Annotated in this window: 19 protein-coding genes and 1 pseudogene; 13 read left to right on the top strand and 7 right to left on the bottom strand. The window is 41.8% G+C overall.

Features of this window, described 5'->3' with window-relative positions; translation table 11 throughout:
* The first annotated feature begins 328 nt into the window (after positions 1-328).
* Genes RJ01_RS13860 through trpC form a run of 3 tightly spaced genes read left to right on the top strand, consistent with a single transcriptional unit; the run spans position 329 to position 2,804 of the window.
* Positions 329-913: an aminodeoxychorismate/anthranilate synthase component II gene (locus tag RJ01_RS13860; protein ID WP_034171526.1), complete on the top strand. Its 585-nt coding sequence runs from the start codon at positions 329-331 to the stop codon at positions 911-913.
* A 17-nt stretch (positions 914-930) separates the two neighbouring features.
* Positions 931-1,977: an anthranilate phosphoribosyltransferase gene (gene trpD, locus RJ01_RS13855; protein ID WP_034171528.1), complete on the top strand. Its 1,047-nt coding sequence runs from the start codon at positions 931-933 to the stop codon at positions 1,975-1,977.
* A gap of 20 nt (positions 1,978-1,997) precedes the next feature.
* A complete protein-coding gene (gene trpC / locus RJ01_RS13850) occupies positions 1,998-2,804 on the top strand; it encodes an indole-3-glycerol phosphate synthase TrpC (protein ID WP_034171525.1) in 807 nt (268 codons plus the stop codon).
* A 63-nt stretch (positions 2,805-2,867) separates the two neighbouring features.
* Here the strand turns inward: trpC and RJ01_RS13845 are convergent, their stop codons facing one another.
* Positions 2,868-3,308, bottom strand: coding sequence for a GFA family protein (locus tag RJ01_RS13845; RefSeq protein ID WP_034171524.1), 441 nt, complete (start codon positions 3,306-3,308; stop codon positions 2,868-2,870).
* A gap of 251 nt (positions 3,309-3,559) precedes the next feature.
* Here RJ01_RS13845 and RJ01_RS13840 point away from each other — a divergent pair, with 251 nt between their 5' ends.
* The 4 genes from RJ01_RS13840 (at position 3,560) to RJ01_RS13825 (ending at position 6,131) form a co-directional block, all read left to right on the top strand.
* Positions 3,560-4,243 (top strand): Smr/MutS family protein, encoded by a 684-nt coding sequence (locus RJ01_RS13840; protein ID WP_034171523.1) that lies wholly within the window; start codon positions 3,560-3,562, stop codon positions 4,241-4,243.
* A gap of 93 nt (positions 4,244-4,336) precedes the next feature.
* The gene (gene folE, locus RJ01_RS13835; protein WP_171064799.1) at positions 4,337-4,885 is read left to right on the top strand and encodes a GTP cyclohydrolase I FolE; all 549 of its coding nucleotides are present in this window, start codon (positions 4,337-4,339) and stop codon (positions 4,883-4,885) included.
* A gap of 64 nt (positions 4,886-4,949) precedes the next feature.
* Entirely contained in the window at positions 4,950-5,309 is a 360-nt protein-coding gene (locus RJ01_RS13830; RefSeq protein ID WP_034171527.1) for a cupin domain-containing protein, read from the top strand.
* A 267-nt stretch (positions 5,310-5,576) separates the two neighbouring features.
* On the top strand, positions 5,577-6,131 hold the full coding sequence (locus RJ01_RS13825; protein ID WP_034171522.1) for a DUF4385 domain-containing protein: 555 nt from the start codon (positions 5,577-5,579) through the stop codon (positions 6,129-6,131).
* Here RJ01_RS13825 and RJ01_RS13820 read toward each other — a convergent pair.
* The 5 genes from RJ01_RS13820 to hemE all read right to left on the bottom strand — a co-directional run bounded on the left by RJ01_RS13820 (position 6,128) and on the right by hemE (position 12,188).
* Positions 6,128-7,525 carry a diguanylate cyclase gene (locus RJ01_RS13820; protein WP_034171521.1) on the bottom strand — a complete coding sequence of 466 codons (1,398 nt, stop codon included), beginning with the start codon at positions 7,523-7,525 and terminating at the stop codon, positions 6,128-6,130. The genes RJ01_RS13825 and RJ01_RS13820 overlap by 4 nt on opposite strands.
* A 204-nt stretch (positions 7,526-7,729) precedes the next feature.
* The gene (locus RJ01_RS13815; RefSeq protein ID WP_034171520.1) at positions 7,730-9,616 is read right to left on the bottom strand and encodes a DUF4105 domain-containing protein; all 1,887 of its coding nucleotides are present in this window, start codon (positions 9,614-9,616) and stop codon (positions 7,730-7,732) included.
* A gap of 73 nt (positions 9,617-9,689) precedes the next feature.
* Entirely contained in the window at positions 9,690-10,160 is a 471-nt protein-coding gene (locus RJ01_RS13810; protein WP_004782788.1) for a DUF3015 family protein, read from the bottom strand.
* Between the two features lie 143 nt (positions 10,161-10,303).
* Positions 10,304-11,107 carry a DUF817 family protein gene (locus RJ01_RS13805; RefSeq protein ID WP_034171519.1) on the bottom strand — a complete coding sequence of 268 codons (804 nt, stop codon included), beginning with the start codon at positions 11,105-11,107 and terminating at the stop codon, positions 10,304-10,306.
* A gap of 10 nt (positions 11,108-11,117) precedes the next feature.
* Positions 11,118-12,188 (bottom strand): uroporphyrinogen decarboxylase, encoded by a 1,071-nt coding sequence (gene hemE / locus RJ01_RS13800; protein ID WP_034171518.1) that lies wholly within the window; start codon positions 12,186-12,188, stop codon positions 11,118-11,120.
* Between the two features lie 206 nt (positions 12,189-12,394).
* Between hemE and RJ01_RS13795 the strand changes: the two genes are divergently transcribed.
* The 6 genes and pseudogenes from RJ01_RS13795 to RJ01_RS13780 all read left to right on the top strand — a co-directional run.
* Positions 12,395-13,612: a L,D-transpeptidase family protein gene (locus tag RJ01_RS13795; protein ID WP_034171517.1), complete on the top strand. Its 1,218-nt coding sequence runs from the start codon at positions 12,395-12,397 to the stop codon at positions 13,610-13,612.
* A 163-nt stretch (positions 13,613-13,775) separates the two neighbouring features.
* Positions 13,776-14,474, top strand: a complete 699-nt coding sequence (locus RJ01_RS13790; protein ID WP_034171516.1) for a pirin-like bicupin family protein — start codon at positions 13,776-13,778, stop codon at positions 14,472-14,474.
* 305 nt (positions 14,475-14,779) lie between these two features.
* Positions 14,780-15,760 (top strand): methyltransferase, encoded by a 981-nt coding sequence (locus RJ01_RS13785; protein WP_034171515.1) that lies wholly within the window; start codon positions 14,780-14,782, stop codon positions 15,758-15,760.
* 251 nt (positions 15,761-16,011) lie between these two features.
* Entirely contained in the window at positions 16,012-16,344 is a 333-nt protein-coding gene (locus tag RJ01_RS16635; protein ID WP_152606038.1) for a hypothetical protein, read from the top strand.
* Between the two features lie 48 nt (positions 16,345-16,392).
* Complete coding sequence (locus RJ01_RS16760) at positions 16,393-16,770, top strand: hypothetical protein (RefSeq protein ID WP_152606037.1); 378 nt, start codon at positions 16,393-16,395, stop codon at positions 16,768-16,770.
* A 17-nt stretch (positions 16,771-16,787) separates the two neighbouring features.
* A pseudogene (locus tag RJ01_RS13780) lies at positions 16,788-18,926 on the top strand (ImpA family metalloprotease); the annotation flags it as partial.
* Between the two features lie 109 nt (positions 18,927-19,035).
* Here RJ01_RS13780 and RJ01_RS13775 read toward each other — a convergent pair.
* Positions 19,036-19,463, bottom strand: a 428-nt coding sequence (locus RJ01_RS13775; protein WP_034171514.1) for a CinA family protein, incomplete at its 5' end; no start/stop codon positions are given.

Below are 19,463 nucleotides of genomic sequence, written 5' to 3'. Positions count from 1 at the left end.
AATTATGAACAGTAAATGTCAACAGACCCTATTTTTAATTTAAAAAAATAATAACTGCAATATTTATTTAAACTTACTTTTCGTCAGTTAATTACTTATACGCACATTTAAAATGCCTAAAAGGCTGTGAGCTAATCACCAGCCTGAAAATTGAAAAATTATTGCGCCCGATGTGGCTATTTTTTGCTATGATGAGGGGTGCTTTATTTTCACACAATGAAATCAACGATTTAGTCGTGTATTCCCTAGACTTGCAACAAGTCCCGATAAAGCTCAATCTGGATCACTTTAGCACAGTTAAGTGCAATAATTTCAATAGGTTAAGCTCATGCTTCTAATGATCGACAACTATGACTCCTTTACTTATAACATCGTCCAGTATTTTGGCGAACTGAATCAAGAAGTAAAAGTAGTCCGCAATGATGCCGTGACATTGGAGGATATTGAGCGATGGCAACCCAAGTATCTGGTGATTGGCCCTGGTCCATGTTCGCCAAGTGAAGCTGGAATTTCGATTCCTGCCATTCAGCATTTTGGTGGCAAGATTCCCCTGCTCGGTGTTTGTCTGGGGCATCAAAGTATTGGTCAGGCTTTTGGTGGCGATATTATTCGTGCCAAACGCGTCATGCATGGGCGTTTGTCTGATATGTATCACAGTGATAAAGGTATTTTCAGCAATCTGCCAAATCCTTTTTCTGCGACGCGTTACCACTCGCTGGTGATTGATCAGGCCACTTTGCCAGAATGCCTGGAAGTGACCTGCTGGACCAATGAAGAAGATGGCTCTATGGAAGAGATCATGGGGGTTAAACATAAGACACTACCGATTGAAGGTGTGCAGTTCCATCCGGAATCAATCCTGAGCCAGCATGGTCATCAGATATTTAAAAACTTTCTTGAAATTTACGCATAATGGGTAAAACGCAAGTCATGAATATTCAACAAGCTTTAAGCAATATTACTAAAAACATTCACCTGACTCAGGAACAAATGGAAGACGTGATGCACACCATTATGTCTGGCGAAGCAACCGATGCCCAGATTGGTGCTCTGCTCATGGGTCTACGCCTGAAAGGTGAAAGTATTGACGAGATTACCGCTGCAGCACGTGTCATGCGTGAACTCGCAACCAAAATCGATGTCAGTGATGTCCCTCATCTGGTGGATATCGTCGGTACAGGCGGTGATGGACAAAACCTGTTTAATGTATCTACCGCTTCAGCCTTTGTAATTGCAGCAGCTGGTGCAACCATTGCCAAACATGGTAACCGTGGTGTTTCTACCAAATCAGGCTCTTCTGACCTACTGGAACAGGCAGGCATTAATCTTGATTTGAATATGCAGCAAACCGAACGCTGTATCCGTGATATTGGGGTTGGCTTCCTGTTCGCGCCTAACCATCACAAAGCCATGAAATATGCGATTGGTCCACGTAAAGAACTGGGTATTCGTAGTATTTTCAACCTGCTCGGCCCGCTTACGAATCCGGCCGGTGTAAAACGTTTGGTCATCGGCGTATTTTCTAATGAACTTTGCCGTCCAATTGCAGAAGTGATGAAACAGCTCGGTGCTGAACATGTGATGGTCGTACATTCACGTGATGGTTTAGATGAAATCAGTCTGGCTTCTTCTACCCATGTGGCTGAGCTGAAAAACGGTGAAATCACTGAATGGGAAATCATTCCTGAACAGGTCAATATTGAATCGCAAACCTTAACTGGTTTAATTATTGAAAGCTCAGCAGAAAGTCTGGCTCTGATTAAAGATGCCTTAGGCAAAATGAAATCTGAGATCGGTCATAAGGCTGCTAATATGATTGCCCTAAATGCCGGTGCTGGTATTTATGTATCAGGCCTGACTTCAAGCTATAAGCAAGGTGTGGCATTGGCACACGATATTATTTATGGTGGCCAGGCACTGGAAAAAATGAGCGTGCTCTCTGAATTCACCAAAACCATCAAACAATATGAAGCTTAATACGGTCAGGAATTTGAATCATGGTTGATATTGCAAATACAATTTTGGGTAAAATTGTTGATCGTAAGAAAGAAGAGTTCGCTCTTCGTTTGAAGCAGAAAAGCTATAAGGATATCGAAGAACTGGCACAAGGTGGGACACCAGTCCGTGGCTTTGCCCAATCCTTAATGTCTAAACGCCCAGGTGTAATCGCTGAAATTAAAAAGGCTTCTCCGTCCAAAGGCGTGATTCGTGAAAACTTCAATCCTGCAGAAATTGCGGCGCAATATCAGGATGCCGGCGCTGCCTGTTTATCTGTACTAACTGATGTGGATTTTTTTCAGGGTGCTGATGAAAATATTCAGATCGCCCGTTCGCACTGTGACTTGCCTGCGTTGCGTAAAGACTTCCTGATCGATCCTTATGGCGTGATTGAAGCGCGTGCACTACATGCAGACTGTATCTTGCTGATCGTGGCCTGTCTGTCTGATCAGCAGTTAGAGGAAATGTCTAAAACCGCATTTGAGCATAATCTGGATGTACTGGTTGAAGTGCATGATGAAGAAGAATTAGGACGTGCTTTAAAACTTTCTGATCGTTGTCTGCTGGGTGTGAATAACCGTAATTTAAAAACTTTTGATGTCGACCTGAATACATCATTACGTCTGAAAAAACTACTGGATCCTTCACGCCTGCTGGTCACTGAAAGCGGTATTGCGATCCCTGCTGATGTTGCGATGATGCAAGAACATGATATTCATGCTTTCCTGGTCGGTGAAAGTTTCATGAAACAGCCACGCCCAGATCATGCTTTCCGTGATTTATTCGGTGAGCCTGAATCAGTTTAAAATATTAAGTATAAAAAAAGCCCCAGCTCAGCATGGGGCTTTTTTTTCTATTAACTAATTCATTTAATACTGAGTTGAATGATCAAAATAAGAGATTAATTTTTCAAATTCTGGCAGTTCAGAATAGTACTCATCCGCCTTGATTTCATCTGCCCAATCTACTTTAGAGTTCAGACAAAAATTCAGTCTGTGTTGAATTTTGGGTACTTGATCCAGAAGCCCTAAAGGAATCCAGATCAATGCAATTGTACCTACCTGATTCGGTACAGGCGAGCCACAGTGTTGACAAAAATGAGAACGAAATCCGGTCTCTTTTTGATAACAGGAAATTGAAGCGTGTCCTGAGGTCCATTCAAAATATTGCTGATGAACTAAAGTTGCTGCATTCGCGGCCGTACCACTCTGTTTACGACATAAACTGCAGTGACAATAATACATGGTCTGAATATTCGTATTTATTTTGAACTGGACATTGCCACACAAACAACTGCCTGAATAACTCATTTTTAATTTTCCAGGTTTGATTGATTTATATTCAAAAAGAGATGTTCCATCGAAACAACTATTAAAATGATAAAAAGAGAAGATTCATGAATTATTTTCTATTTAAGGTTCATCAAGCTATACAATATTAGAAAACCACCCAGAAATTAAAGCTGGGTTTAGGATATGTTGTATTTAGTGTAATTCATTTCTCCTTTCAGTGATTTAAGACTATAATTTACCAAATTCAGTATCTCCCCCGTTTCCAGATTATGAGCAAACACGATTCTTCGCTTTCTAAAGATCAGTACAATTTACTGAAAGATCTTAAAAAGCAAATTAGTCATCCTCAGCCTAAGGCTGAACCTGTTGCCCCTGTCGTGAAAACAGCGGAGCAGGAACAGGCGGAAGACCTCGATCTATTTCGCCAGCAGATGCAAGGCGTACAAAAAATTGATGCCAGCAATATTGCGAAAATTGAAAAATCTCCCAAGAAAAAGGTCGATGCACAAACTCTGGCCAAGCGTGCGGCTGCCGAAGGTCCCATGCATACCGATGAAACCGTGCTGTCTGATACTCAAGCTATGCTCAATCCGGTTGGCAGTCAGGCGAGCTTAAGCTACCGCATTGCGACGTTACAGCATAAAGTTTTTGAAGATCTGAAAGCGGGAAATCTGCGCTGGTTTGAAGCTGTCGACCTGCATGGTTGTACGGTAGAAGAAGCACGTCAGGCTGTGCTTCAGATTATCCAGATCGCCAAAGATGAAAACCAGAACGTGATCAAGATTGTACATGGCAAAGGGCCTGAAGCGATCTTAAAAACTTATGTCAACGGCTGGTTACGTCAGCACCGTGATGTTCTGGCCTTTGTCAGTGCTCCTGAAAAACAGGGTGGCACTGGTGCAGTTTTAGTCTTGCTAAAACGTGCAGAAAAAAATCCAAAGTTTAAACAGTAAGCGGATTTACCCCCAAAACAAGGCATTGTAAAAGATTTCTGCTACAATGCCGTCCTTGTTCATTCTCAGTTTAAGTGAATACGTCATATGACTATGCAGCAATCTTACGCAAACATTCTTACTGCCGTTGGTGAAGATCTCAATCGCCCTGGTCTCAAAGATACGCCCGTGCGTGCTGCGAAAGCGTTTTCGTATTTAACCTCAGGGTATAGCCAGACTCTGGAAGAAGTGACCAATAGTGCGGTTTTTCCATCAGATAACCGTGAAATGGTTTTAGTGAAAAATATCGAATTTTATTCACTTTGCGAACACCATTTATTGCCATTTTATGGCCGTGTACATATTGCCTATTTACCTGAAGGTAAGGTATTGGGGCTGTCTAAATTTGCCCGAATTACTGAAATGTTTGCCCGTCGTTTGCAGATTCAGGAAAATCTGACCCAGCAAATCGCAGAAGCGGTTGCTGAAGTCACCAATGCACGTGGTGTGGCCGTGATGATTGATTCAGCACATATGTGTATGATGATGCGTGGTGTTGGCAAACAGGAATCAACAACGCGTACGGTGTCATTTATCGGTGACTTTAAAACCGATAAAGAAGTCCGCCGTGAGTTTTTAGGCGCTGTACCAGAAAGTTATTAATATAGATTCATAAATGAAAGCCTCAATTGATATTGGGGCTTTTTTACACGATGAGGTTATGAAAATGTCATCTATTTGGATTGCAGGTCGAGGTTTAGGTCAGGCTGAAGAAAGTATCGATTATCCACGTCCAGACCGGCTGGTTAAAGGTAATCCTAAACGCTTGACCCAGAGTGCCTATCAACATCCCAATATGGATTGCGGAATCTGGCAATGTGAAGTGGGTGCCTGGAAGATTGTATTTGCTGAAAATAAACAGGAATTCTTTCAGGTAATTGAAGGGATCGTCCGTTTACATGATGCTCAAGGACAATCCTTTGTTGAAATCAAGGCAGGTGAAGCTGGCATTATTCCACCCGGTTTTGTTGGCACTTTTGAAGTGGTTAAAGCCGTTAAAAAATATTATGTCGTGGTAGAAAGTTAAAACATAAGTACGAGTTTAATATCTTCATCAGTTAAGGAATTTTGCGATCAATTCCTTAACTTTTCTACGTATTCACTCAATTTCTTAAAATTTAATTCCTACATTCTTTTCAAAAATTTATCTTATTAACTTAGTTTCCTTCCTTTAAAAAATAAACAGATTGATGCTGCATAATTAATTTCCTGACTACATTTCCTGCCATGTTTAAGTACAGACCTTTTGTTTAGAAGTCTGCATGATCCAAGTATATAAATTCTGGAAACAACCATGAGTAAAAAGCAGCTTGATCCGCCTAAACGCCCTTCACGTGTTCATTCAAATAGTTTTGACTATAGTCTGGATTTTAAGAAAATTGATTTCCGTAAACGTCCGGACTTATACCGGATTGGACGCGGTGAGCAAGGCGTGCTTTTAGTAGAACCTTATAAGTCGGAAATCCTGCCCCACTGGCGTTTTGCAGATGCTGAAAAAGCCCAAGTCAGTAGTGAAAAAATTTATGCTCTATTTCTGGAATATTTAAAACAGGAAGATTTTGTCGGGGCCGATATGGCACGCAAGTTTTTACAAATGGGTTATACTCGCGCCCGGCGTTATGCCAATCACAAAGGCGGCAAAAAATATGATGGTCCAGTTCCAGATGATAAAAAAGGCTTAAGCGGTGCACATGGGCGTGAGGAATTGCCGCGCAGTTCTGAAGATCCGGTTAAAGCTGCTGCAGCCAAAATATTTAAACAAAAATGGGATGAAGCCAAAATCCATCCCGAATATGTGCGGCAAAAACAGCAATTTCAGGCTGCGATTCAGCAGCAAATTTTAAATTAGACAGACGCTTTTTGTGCGCCCTGAATTTGAGAAGGTTGCGCCAGATAGACCCGGTTACGCCCTGTATTTTTAGCCATATACAATGCAGCATCTGCGGCATCTAGGAATCTTTGGTAATCTGGATGACCATCAAATAACGCACAGCCAATACTAACTGTGAGTCTGAATTGCTGTCCTTGAGCCGTACTGATCAGGCCATGCTCTACATATTTACGGATATTTTCAGCAATATTCAGTGCACGTCTTTCATCGGAATCCACCAGTAGCAGCAGGAATTCCTCACCACCGACACGGAAGGCGTAGTCACTACCCTGAATATATTTCTGTAAGGCATCAGCAATAAACTTTAAGGCCAGATCGCCAGCTGCATGACCATATTTATCATTAATGGCTTTGAAGAAATCGGCATCAATCGCTAGCAAGGATAATGGTGTCTGGTTATCACGAGAAAAGTTAATTTCACGTGAAATAATGGTATTTAAATAACGGCGATTCAATAACTGGGTTAACGAGTCATTTCCAGATTCGATATAATCTGCAACCTGGAATAATTGATCGACCAGGTGCTGTATTTCACGGTTTAAATCACGAATACTTTGAATCAGATTCAGCATCTGATCTTTTTCAGTACATTCCAGCACTGCCTGATTCAACGTATCGATCTGATAAATTCGCTCGATAATTAAATCGACCTGATCGGAACCGGTAAAGGCATAAGACGCTTTATGAATAAACCATAAGCCAAATTCTGACTTGGACAGCATTTGATGTCTAATGCCTGTAGTGCCAGAAAAGACCTTGAACATCAGCTCATTTTCCCAATCCAGCAATGAACTGCGCTGCTTATCTTTTTGTACCGCGACATCCTGCATTGCAGAAAATACCCGGTAACTGTGCTTCATTTCCTGATTCTGGACTGATTTTGCCTCATAGGAACGACACATAATTTCTGTGGCAAATCCCATGATTTGTACAATATAGCTACAGGTAGTAAGCATGTTCGGCTGCGGATTTAAACTCAGCAATTCAAACATTTTGCGCTGAATTTCTCGTACACCGCGCATAATCAGCCAGGATGGAATCCCAACGCGTGCATGCACATGTCCAACGATATTCTGTTTTTGCACGGCTTCTGCATAACGCTTATTCAGCGCCACACTGAAACTTTCTGAAAGCCATTGATGTAAAGTATCGCGTAAACGCTGCTGAATCAGCTCATCAGTAAAATATTGAGAGGCTTCTTCTTCCAGAAGCATATTTTTATAGAATTCTTCTACCAATACCAAAGAGTGGTCTTGAATAAACTGAAATGCGTGTAGCAAATCATCCGATGAATAATTTTGACAGATCAGCTTCCACTGCTCCGCCAGCATAGCCATACACTCATTATTCATATAACTTTTCCCGATACTTTGCGATTAGCAGTGATATTATGTGATAAATACAACAATATTCAGGCATTTTAACCCAATTATTGAATACAATCTTTGATAATATCGGTAGAAGTTTCCGAACATGAATTTATTTTAAATATTCAAATATAAGTCATTTGATCTATAAACTTCATTTACTTAATATTCGAGGTTATGTTAGCCAAATTAAAAATAATGGACTAAGCCCAGACTCCATTTTTCCCAGTCTTTCGATTCCTGTTGCTGATATTCCCAGCCCGCCCGAATGGCATTTTGTGCATTCCATGCATATTGCAACTGGCTTTTTAATTTCAGCTGCCACTGATGGGAGTCTTCCCAATATGGCAATTCCACCTGTACCAGACTATTGATCTGATCCGTCCAGATATTCTGGCAACCCACCGTTGGCCCCATACCGATACGCCATCCTTTGTCTAGCGCTTTTCCGGCCTGTACATGATTTTGTAGCTGCACATAGCAGAGATGTTCACGTGCTTCATTTGCCCAGCTATAGCCACCCTGGACCTGAAAATTGGCTACACCATGCTGCTGCTCGGTACTAAACTGGCCATGCTGGTCTAGTGCTTCCTGTTTCCAGCCTAAATTAAAGCCCCAAGATAACGGTGCTTTAAATGCATTAATTGGGTTATAGGAATTTACTTTCAGTAGATCCAGGTGCTCCAGCTTCACGCGGTCATCACGGTATTGCAATGCACCATCCAGGAATAATAATTGGGTTCCTGTACGCAGCCCGCCTTGCGGATCCATAAGGTCATGATAAGCCTGACGATGACCAATCTGCACAAAAGTCTCACCCTGTACTTGCCCAGTTTCAAGAACGATATTTCGGGCATGATGGCTTTGAACCGGATCTATTTTTGGACGCTCTGGCTGCTGACGCTGTTTGTCTACCGCCAACTGACTTCTTAGGCCCAATAATTTGCGAAAGCGCGGCTGGGCAAAAGGCTCATCTATTTCTTGGCGAAGAAAATCCAGATATAAATGGTCGTAGGCCATTTCCAGAATCTTGGCCTGATCTTCAGCCGGATAATTTTGCAGCATGGTTTCCATTTCAGAGGTTTCTGCATAAGCTACCTGATGCGCAGTTTTTGCCAAGGATTTGCCATGTTGCCGGGCTTGAGCCAGTAATTGAGTTTCCAGTGCCGGACGGTAAATCTTTTTCCTGATCAGTCCCTGCTGTTCCACAACTTTTAAAGTTTCGACCGGAATCGCGGCGGTATCGAATTGCTGCTGCAAGTTCAGTTCAGGACGCACCAGATCAAAAAGCCCTAGTAGACGATAAGCACAGTTATCATTAATGAAATAATAAGGGAAACTTACCTGCTGCATTTCCCAGAGATGCTTCACCAGAAAACCGGTTTCTTCAGGTGTTAAATTAAGTTCATATTCCCATAAATCACGGCTTTCAAAGTCACCATATTCCTTGACTTTGCGGTAATACGGCATCAAGGAATATTCCCCCGGATATTGTCCGGTCAGCCCTTTCCAGGCAAAGGACCAGTTATCATTACTGTCAACTGTGGCAGCATAATTGACCGCATAAGAAACCAGATTCAGTTGCTGCTGGTCTTTGGGATCCAGACGCAGCAAAGTATGACCAAACATGGAGCTGGGATTACCCATATAATCGGTGGCATAAATCAGGGTCGCTTGATAAGGCTTGACTTCATTCATCCAGCGCTCAAAATCCGGGCAACTCGCTTCAGGCAATTGCTGTTCAGGAATATTCAGCTGTTGCATTAACCACTGACTACGCGCCGGAAATTTACATCGTACAGACTGATTGGGTTCTGCTGGCTCAAACAATGCCTGTATATTTTGCTCCAATTCAAGTTGCAGGTCTGTCTTGCTCTGCTTTGCCAGAAAATAGCCAGCATAGCTGACTTCACTTTTTCCTTCAGCATTGACATACATCAAACGCTGCCAGGTCGCGGTCTGGTGCAATTTTTTTTGTGTGGCTTGTTCTAGATAAGCTTGAATATCTGGAGAAATTTCGGATGCAAAACTTAGGGGACTCCACAGCAAGGCTGAGAGCAAAAAAGCATATTTCATTCAGTCAACGGTTCTTTTCAGTTTTTATTTATAAGAAAACCCTGCCAGGACAGCAGGGTTTTTACAGCGATACTTAGATATAAGCTTTTAATACTTCATCTTTAGCCATGACTGTTTGTAGAGTACTTAACACTTGTAAAGTATTCTGGTTTTCTTCTGAATAGATTTCAGAGAAATTCTGCTTAGATACAGTGAAGAAACGTGCTTTGTCTTCTGCCTTGATATTTAGCAGTTCAGCCAGTACATTCAGGCTTTCACCTTCACCTACGGCCATATCACGTGCCAATGCCTCAGCATTTTCATTGGTAAAAGTCACGACTTGAGCCGTTACTGTACCGCCCTGGCTACATCCTAAAGTACCGAAAGTAATACCCAGCCACTGGTTAGTAAACAGGACGTTTGTTGTACCTGCAAGCAGCTTAGGAATAATGCCTGACTGGCCTGCCCATACCTGGCTACCAATACCACAACCTACATCTCTATCCGCCATCGCCATACCAGAACCCGTTGCCAATACCACAGCGAGCATAATCTTTTTTAACATACTTATTCTCCGGTTATTCTCATGCATCTTTTGTTATTACGCTAATGATGTAATCTTCATTACACATTCAGGAGAGTAGCGGGAAGTCTAATTTGGCGCAATGAAAAAACTGTCTGATTTACATAAAGATAAACAGAATAGTTTTACCGGGTTTTTAGACTCCAGTTACCTTGAGAATTACGCTGTCCTAGAATCTTTAATACCAGCACCAGACTGAGCAATAAAAGTAAATACCAGGAACCGAGCTTGCCCCAACCGACCATGTGCCATTTTTCTACCTGGCTTGGATATAGCCAGATCTGATAAAAGGTACTGATGTTCTCAGCCACCCAGATAATGAAAGCCAAAATCAACAGGACAGGTAACATCGGCAGCTGAAAAGCATGCTGATTCAACTGAAATCGAATTCTGGTTTTCCAGAACATCACTACACTCCAGACAAATAACAGCAAGCGATAGTCCGGAATAAAGAATTTGCTCATGAAGTTGATGTAGGACAAGACTGCCAAGGCCAGCATGTGGCTAAAGCGCGGCAATTTTTCAAATGAAACTTGGTATAAGCGTAAGGAACGTGCAAAAAAACTGCCGACAGCCGAATACATAAAGCCGGCAAATAAAGGCACCGTCAGTATTTTAAAAATTGCAGGTTGCGGATATTGCCAGGATGCAATTGCCGGATGGGTCAGGAAAATTTCCATGACCATCGCCATGATATGGAACAAGGCAATTACTTTGGCTTCGGCCCAGGATTCCAGTTTGGTATAGAGTAATACCACCTGAATCAGTAAAGCGAAAAATAATAGATAGTCATAGCGGTAGAAACCGTAAAAAAGTTCACTACCCATTGATGCAGTTTGTGCAAAAGCAAGCAGGAGCAGAATCCCAAATAAGGCAGCCGAAGCTGCCTTATAGCTAAATTCAAACCCTGATTTAAAAAAGTCGATCAAGGTTTACATCCTAAAGATATTTAGCGCTGTACTCATGTACGGTATCAATAAATACTTTAGGATTGGCTGGATCCACCCACTGGGTAATGCCATGACCTAAGTTGGCTACATAGCCAGTTTTTTCACCCTTGGCATAGGCATCATCCAGCATCAGCTTGGTTGCTTTAGCAATCGCGTCCGGAGTGCCATATAAAGTCGCTGGATCCAGGTTGCCTTGTAACGCAGCACGACCTGCAACAGTCTGGCGTGCAACATTGAGCGGTGTGGTCCAGTCCAGACCAAAAGCATCTGCACCGGTCGCAACCATTGGCTCTAGCCATTGACCACCACCTTTAGTAAACAGAATCACTGGAATCTTGCGGCCATCTTTTTCACGCTGCAAACCTGCCACGATTTTTTGCATATAATTAAGTGAAAATTCAATATATTCACGATGAGCAAGTGCTCCGCCCCAGCTATCAAAAATCTGCACTGCCTGAGCACCGGCATCAATCTGTGCATTCAGATATTCAGTCACGGCATCTGCTAAACGCTCTAATAAAGCATGCAGAACTTCTGGCTGTGCGTACATCATGTTTTTAGTGAAGCGGAAGTCTTTGCTCGAACCCCCTTCAACCATATACGTTGCCAAGGTCCACGGGCTGCCGGAGAAGCCGATCAATGGTACTTGCCCACCCAAAGCGGAACGAATGGTCGATACTGCATTCATTACATAATCAAGGTCAGACTTGGCATTAAATTTGGGTAAATTAGCCACATCCTGTTCAGTCCGCACAGTTTTGTGGAACTTTGGACCTTCACCTGCTTCAAAATACAGGCCCAGACCTAAAGCATCCGGAACAGTCAGAATATCCGAAAATAAAATAGCCGCATCCAGCTCATAACGGCGTAAAGGCTGCAAAGTCACTTCACAGGCAAATTCAGTATTTTTGCAAAGAGAAAGGAAATCCCCTGCTTTGGCACGTGTTTCTCGATATTCTGGTAAATAACGGCCTGCCTGACGCATCATCCATACAGGGGTAGTATCTACAGGTTCACGTAACAATGCGCGCAGAAAACGATCATTTTTTAAGGTCGTCATTCACTTTCCTATCTATCTTTGATATTGCCCACATCATAACAAAATGACTGCATTTTGAATAACTTCTCATGACTTTAAAAACCGATCATGTTAAGTGATCAAATGTAAGGAATTACACAAAAGAACTACTGCATCTCCACATTTTTTCTGTAATACTTATAGTGTTTTTTCACATAGTTAACGAAATATTTTTAAGGTTGAGTTACATGTTCGTTCGCACAATGCTCGCTGTGAGTCTAGGTTGCATTTTCGCAGGTACTGTTTTCGCTGCGTCTACTGCTGAACAACCATTAAACCCCCAAGTTGTCACTGATGTTGCGGTTCAGGATCCGATTGATCCTTTAGCGACTGAAGCTTCGGCAGCACAAGCAGAAACTCGAATTAGTGCTCAAGAACAACAAGATCTGAAGAAAGCTTCTGAAGCATTAGATGTATTACAAGATACTGAAGACCAGACGGCCGATATCGGTACTGCTTCAACCAAGACTAAAGCACCGACGAATTCTGCTGCTGCGAAAGCATCTTGGACTTTAGATGGCCTTAATAATGCAAGCTGGTATGAAGATATTGGTAAAGGCCAATTTCCGGTGTATGCACGTGCGCATGTCATGTTGAATAATGCCCATGCTTCTCCAGGTGCGATTGACGGTACTAGCGGTAAAAATACCTTGAAAGCGATTGCATCTTTCCAGCAAATGAATGGTATTAAACCAACAGGTACGTTGACTCAGGAAACTTGGGATGCCCTATTGGCTAAACAGGGTTCTAAGCCTGCTTTTGTGGAATACACCATCACTGAAGAAGACTTAAAAGGTCCTTATGCCGAGTCTATTCCTTCTGACTATGCCTTACAGGCAAAAATGAAAGGTCTGTATTACACTCGCGTAACTGAAATGCTGGGTGAAAAATTCCATATGGATGAAGACTTTTTGAAAAAGTTAAATCCAAAAGCTACCTTCAAAAAAGCTGGGGAAAAGCTGATTGTTGCTAATATCCGTAATGAAGTTCCTGAAGATATTCATTTAATTGTGGCGCATAAAGGCGCCAAGCAGCTTTATCTGTTCAATAGCCGCAACCAGATGATTGCTTCTTTCCCGGCAACGATTGGTAGTTCAAGTACTCCATCGCCAACAGGAACTTATAAAGTGACTGGCGTAGCGAAAAACCCATGGTATAGCTACTCGCCATCTAACTTTGTTCAAGGCAACAACAAGAAACCACTTTCTTTACCACCTGGTCCAAACGGTCCTGTAGGTAATATCTGGATCGGTTTAAGCAAAAAATCATTTGGTATTCACGGTACACCAAATCCATCGGCAATCTCTAAAACTGCATCACATGGTTGTATCCGTCTGACCAACTGGGATGCGAATGATTTAGGCCGTAAAGTGAAATCAGGTGTAACTGTCCGTTTCCTTGAATAATCTTTATTTAAGTCCCTAAGCCCGCTTACGAGTGGGCTTTTTTATTCCTGCTTTCTTTTATATCGTTGCAAAAATGCAATGATCTGTCGCCTGTTTATGATTTTTTAAGAATTAAAACAACGGTATGATGATCTCAAGTTAAAAATTAAAGTGAGATAAACCCATGAAAGCTTTTCTACATCCAAGTGAAAATCGTGGTCATGTAAAAATGGGCTGGCTGGAATCTAGACACAGCTTCTCATTTGGCAACTGGTACAATCCGAACTATATGGGCGTGAGTGCTTTACGTGTCATTAATGACGACCTGATTGATGCACATCAGGGCTTTGGTACCCATCCGCATGACAATATGGAAATCCTGACCTGTGTATTGAAAGGTACGATTACTCATCAGGACAGTATGGGCAATCATGGCGGTATTGCAGCAGGTGAATGGCAACTGATGAGTGCCGGAACCGGTGTACGTCATAGTGAAATGAACCAGGGCGATGAACAGGTACATCTCCTGCAAATCTGGATCATTCCGAATGAACGTGATGCTCAGCCGAATTATCAGCAAATTCGTCTGGATGCAAAAGAACAACCGAATCAATGGCATTTAATCTGTGGACCGAATGACAATGCACCCATGCACATTCGTCAAAATGCAGAAGTCAAAACCGCAGTGATCCATCAAGGTCAAAGTCTAGATATTAAGGCAACCCAGCATATCAATTATGTACATGTGATTTCTGGCTCAGTACAAATTGCAGAATATACAGTTGAAGCTGGTGGTGCGATTGCCTTTATGGATGATGCAGAAATTAAGGCGATTGAAGATGCTCAAGTGATCTGGTTTGATTTACCAGAAGCTGCTCATTAAAACTCCTATTTATATTCAGTCTATGCCGACTCATCATTTTGATCAGTCGGCATTTTTATGGAAAATATATAAAAATAAAAGTGATTCATTCTTTATAAGGATTTGAACTTCAAAATACCGCTATACAAATTAAACCAATTCACATCAGTTTTTTACCGAACAACAGTAAATTTTGGGCGAAGATTGAGCTGATCCATTTTGATTGAATCAATATAGCGAATGGCTGTTCTGGTCATTATCTTGTATAGATTAAACAGGTGTATGCACCTTTTCATTTATTCTGAATAAACCGAAGAGCACATCTAATGAACCAGATTTTAGAAATTCAAAATAGCCAGCAACAAGCTCTGCACTTTTTATTAGACTTTTTAAAACAGCAGCAATATCAGTTTACCGCCATTACGCCACTTTCCCATCAACGGATTCTGGATCGCAAAAGAAGCGAAAAAAATAAATATAAAACCTTACAGGATATCTTTGGCTGGAATCTGGAATTTACAATTACCGATCTTGATCCTGTTCTTTTTTCATTATTGTTAGAACATCAGCTTTTGGAAGTTCAGGATAACGCATATAAAAGTCTGATCAGAGTCGCTTCACTCGAAGACGAATTATTTATTCACTCAGCCTTTCCCACCACCCAACAGGACGCTGTTTTTTTTGGTCCTGATACTTACCGTTTTGCCTATCATTTAAAGCAGTATTTATCTTGCCAGGCCAATTCTTTTAAACGGGCGGCTGAAATATGCTGTGGCACTTCTGCTGCTGCAATTCATATAGCTAAACATTTTCCAGATCATGAGGAAATCTTTGTCGCAGATCTGAATCCGAAAGCCCTTCTCTATAGCCAGATTAATATTGATTTTTCAGGTTTTAATTCGATTCATCCTGTGCAGAGTAATTTATTTTCTGGTCTTGAAGGCCAGTTTGACCTGATTTTTGCCAATCCTCCTTATTTAATTGATCCAGATCAACGACAATACCGTCATGGAGGCAATGAACTGAATGGCAATGAATTGTCTTTTAAGATTATCAAACAGGGTTTACAGCGACTCAGTCCAGATGGACGTCTATTTTTATATACTGGCGTCACTATTTGTCAGGACGGCAATCACTTCTTACAGCATCTGGAGGATTTAATGAAACAGCATCAAAATATTGACTGGTCTTATGAGGAAATTGACCCGGATATTTTTGGTGAAGAGTTAGAGCAACCTGCTTATCAACATGTAGAAAGAATTGCGCTGGCTCTGCTCAAGTTCGAAGTCAAAACTGATAGACCATAAAATTTCAGCTCGGGTTGTGGCTATTTTTAAACTGCGGCCTAATTAAAACAAATAAAAATTACCTCAATCTGCATCACATTTAAAATTATTTTTAATAATTATTTATTATTAAAAAACATATACTTAAATAAAATATTAGTTCTATTTTATCGACACTTACTTCTATAATTCTCATCTGATATTTACGACAACTTTAAAAATAATGTCGTCTTTTTGGTTATACCTTGGGGAAAATTGTGGAAAGAAATTATTTGAGGTTGAGAACAACCTTATTAGCCTTATCGCTATCGATGAGTCTGATTGCCTGTGGTGGAGGTGGCAGTAGCGGAACATCTTCTCCTGCAGAAACACCAGATTCTGCTGTTAATCCACCATCAACAACTAATCCATCTGATAACGAGGAATCATCCCCCTCACCTGTAGAAACACCTGATGGCAGTACACCACCTTTAAATCCACAAATGCCAACAACCACCCGGATTAATAAGGCATTGAGCACAGGTGATGCCCGACCTTTGATTCAGCAAGATTCCGCTACATTGCTAGACTGGGCCCTGCAGCTCGCCAAGCAACAACAAACATGACAAAAGGGTTTAATTACCTCACTCTATACCAGTTCGAATGGCAAAGTTTTGCAACCTCAACTGCAATTTATGCCAACTGCTTCGATTAATCTTTATCCTTATGATTTAAGCGCAGCTTTGCCAATCGCAGTTTCAGATCAAGCCTGCGGCTGGAATTTAAGTCAGCAGGCGAATAAAGGCTGTGGTCTGGGAGTCGCATCACAAATCAGTAAAGGCCGTGCGCTGGCTTTTGGCCAGAATATGCTTGGGGGAATCTCAGCGAATAGTCCTGACGTGGTAGATTTTGCACCCGTGCTCAACAATGGTTTTCGCTGGCTATTGACGGGGAAAACACAAGAACAGCCTAAACAAGAACTAAAACTTACCGTGAATGGTCTGGCACAAACCAACCTGAGCATGATAGAAAATATTTTGCCCAGCATTTAGGGGTTAAAGTTACCTTTCTACATTGTAATGTACTGGATCAAACCAATACCTGCTGGAAAGATGCTGACCTGATGATTTTAGGCAGTAATATTGGCGCCAATAATTTTGAATCCAGCTTGATTCAGGAATATCTGGAGGCAGGTAAGCCAATATATTTCCAGGCAATGGGTTATAACGTCACTACACCGATGGAAAAAATCTTTTCGGCATTGAAGATTGAGACCAATAATAATTACTGGCGTGGCCAAGATACTTTACTCATGTCTTCAGGACGTTCTATCACAGATCAATGGAATAAAGTGAATGACATTGATAGTACGATCCAAATGTTGGAATATTTCAAGTCACCAAGTGCGGCACGTCTAGGTGATTTAAATGCCAATAATCCGTTGATTCAAACCATCAATAAAGCTTCTACCAATCTACAAAATTTAAATGCACAAGGCATTACTGCATTTAGCGCAAAAAATAATAATCAGATTCTAAAAGCTTTGGTGTTATTGGCAGATCTCTGGCGTCCAGGCGTGAATTACAGCGGACTGTCGAAAAATGGCGATGCTCTGACTTTTATGCGTACCTATGCCAGCGACTCCTGGACGGACTATAAACGCAAAACCACATTGGTGAATCCAAATGGTGCCGGCGATTATATACCAGCCTCTGCACAAAACATGGCTGTCAGTGCTCAAGCCGAAACCATTACCGTGACCATTCCACAAGGCAGTGGAATTACCACAATTGGTCGTGCCAGCATTCCGGGCAAACCTGTCAGTATTGAGATTGTTGATGCTCAGGGTGCGCAGCTTTCAGTCCAGACCAGCTATTTACGTGCCTGGGGCAATCCCTTTGATGATGGCGGCTATAAACGTCCTCGCCGTCCCAATAGTTTCACCGTAAAATTAGACGCCACTCAAAGCAATGACTTTATTAGCCCGTTCGGTGGACCATTGATGTTGAATTACAGCAATGCCAAAGCAGGCTCGGTGGTGACCTTAAAAATCAAAGGCGCAGCAAAATATGCGCATTATGATTTTACTCAAATGATCACTGAAGCGGATATTAGCGAAGCCACCAGCATCCTGCAAAGTAGAAACTTCGGCTGGAACACTTTTAAATTTGCTGGTGGTGAAATTCAACAGACCAATGACTATGCTTTAAAAGCCATTGGTGATCGATCGGCACGTACCTATGTGGATCAGATTAAGGGCGTAATCTTTGACAGTAACCACATTGCCAACGGTTATAACAACATGCCGCTGGATAGCAGTACGGCACAGCGTTGTAATGAATTAGACTGGGATTGTACCGGCACAATTCATCGTGCTCCGAATGTTCAGCATTTTGTGGGCTGGATTGCGACCTGTGGCTTCCTGTGCTCAGGAAATCCATCAGATGGTTCAACTGGCATTGATACCGGTTGGGGCTGGGTACATGAACTGGGACATAATACTGTTCAGGATATCTTAACCATGGTATTCCCTTCCACTGAAACCGGAAAAACTATTGGCTGCGGAGTGGAATGTAATAACAACATTCTGGCGGGTTTAAGCATGATGAGTAAATATCATCTATATGCTCAGGACAGTAATGGCAGCAACTTCCGCCACCCAACTTTATATGCCAATATCAAGGATACACGAAGTCTTGGTCTGTCAGGTGAAGCACAACGTGCCGCAATGGAAAAACGCTTATGGCAAGATGGCTATCATGTATCGATGCAGGCCTTCCATATTCAGATGGCCATGAACTATACCCGTTTACATCAAGGTAAATCGCGACCTGATCTTCAGGGTGTATTTGAGTTCATACGCTTACTGAATACTTCACAGCGTTTGTATAATCAGATTGATTTAAGCAAAGCATCTCAAGCAGATAAGAATAAACTGGGATTAGGCGCCTTTAATGCGAAAAGCATGAGCCGCCCTGACCTGATTTATGTGCTCAGTTCAAAAATCATGGGCTATGATCTTAAAGATTTTTATACACTGTATGGCTTGCCTGTAACTGCAACCGCCCATGCTTCAGTCGCTATGCTTAATCTGCCTACCGCACCTTTGTATTTCTATGCGCAACCGGATGGCGGTTCAAATCGCTTGGCAACAGGGCAATGGCTCACCATTCCAGCGAACGGTCCTGTTCCTAACTATCCTTATTAATTGATCGATCAAATATAAAAAAATCCCCGCTTCGGCTGGGATTTTTTTATAGCAGAGCATTTTCATGATCAGTGTATGAGCGACCATCAAGAGCTAAATAAATAGCGATTTACTTATTTCTCTTGTCTCGACTGCCCTCAAGGATTTCAATTAAGCTCAGATTGATATTTCTTGCCAGTTTTTTTAATTTCTCTCTCGGTTTACCTCTGCAAAGAAAGCGGAAACTATAAAGCTCATCCTTATAAGAAATCACATAGAAAAAAGTTCCTACTGGCTTTTCTTTGGTTTCTGTCCCGCCTCTTTTTAATAGTCCTGTACAGGCAATATAAATATCAGAATAAAACATTTTCTTGGCTTTTCTGACCATTTCCTGCGTGACTTCCATAGATTCCGGGGTATATTTTTTAATAAATTCAGGTTTGATTTTTAAAATATTCTCTTTGACACCCATGTCATAACCCACCAGTCCGCCATATAAAATATCACCCGAATATTTATTTTGGGAAAATCGGTAAGCCAGGTAACCTGCTGATGCAC

The organism is Acinetobacter sp. YZS-X1-1 (genome assembly GCF_000804305.1).
Taxonomy (GTDB): domain Bacteria; phylum Pseudomonadota; class Gammaproteobacteria; order Pseudomonadales; family Moraxellaceae; genus Acinetobacter; species Acinetobacter variabilis.
The sequence above is the reverse complement of the archived record's forward strand: the minus strand, read 5'-3'. Positions and strand labels throughout refer to the sequence as shown.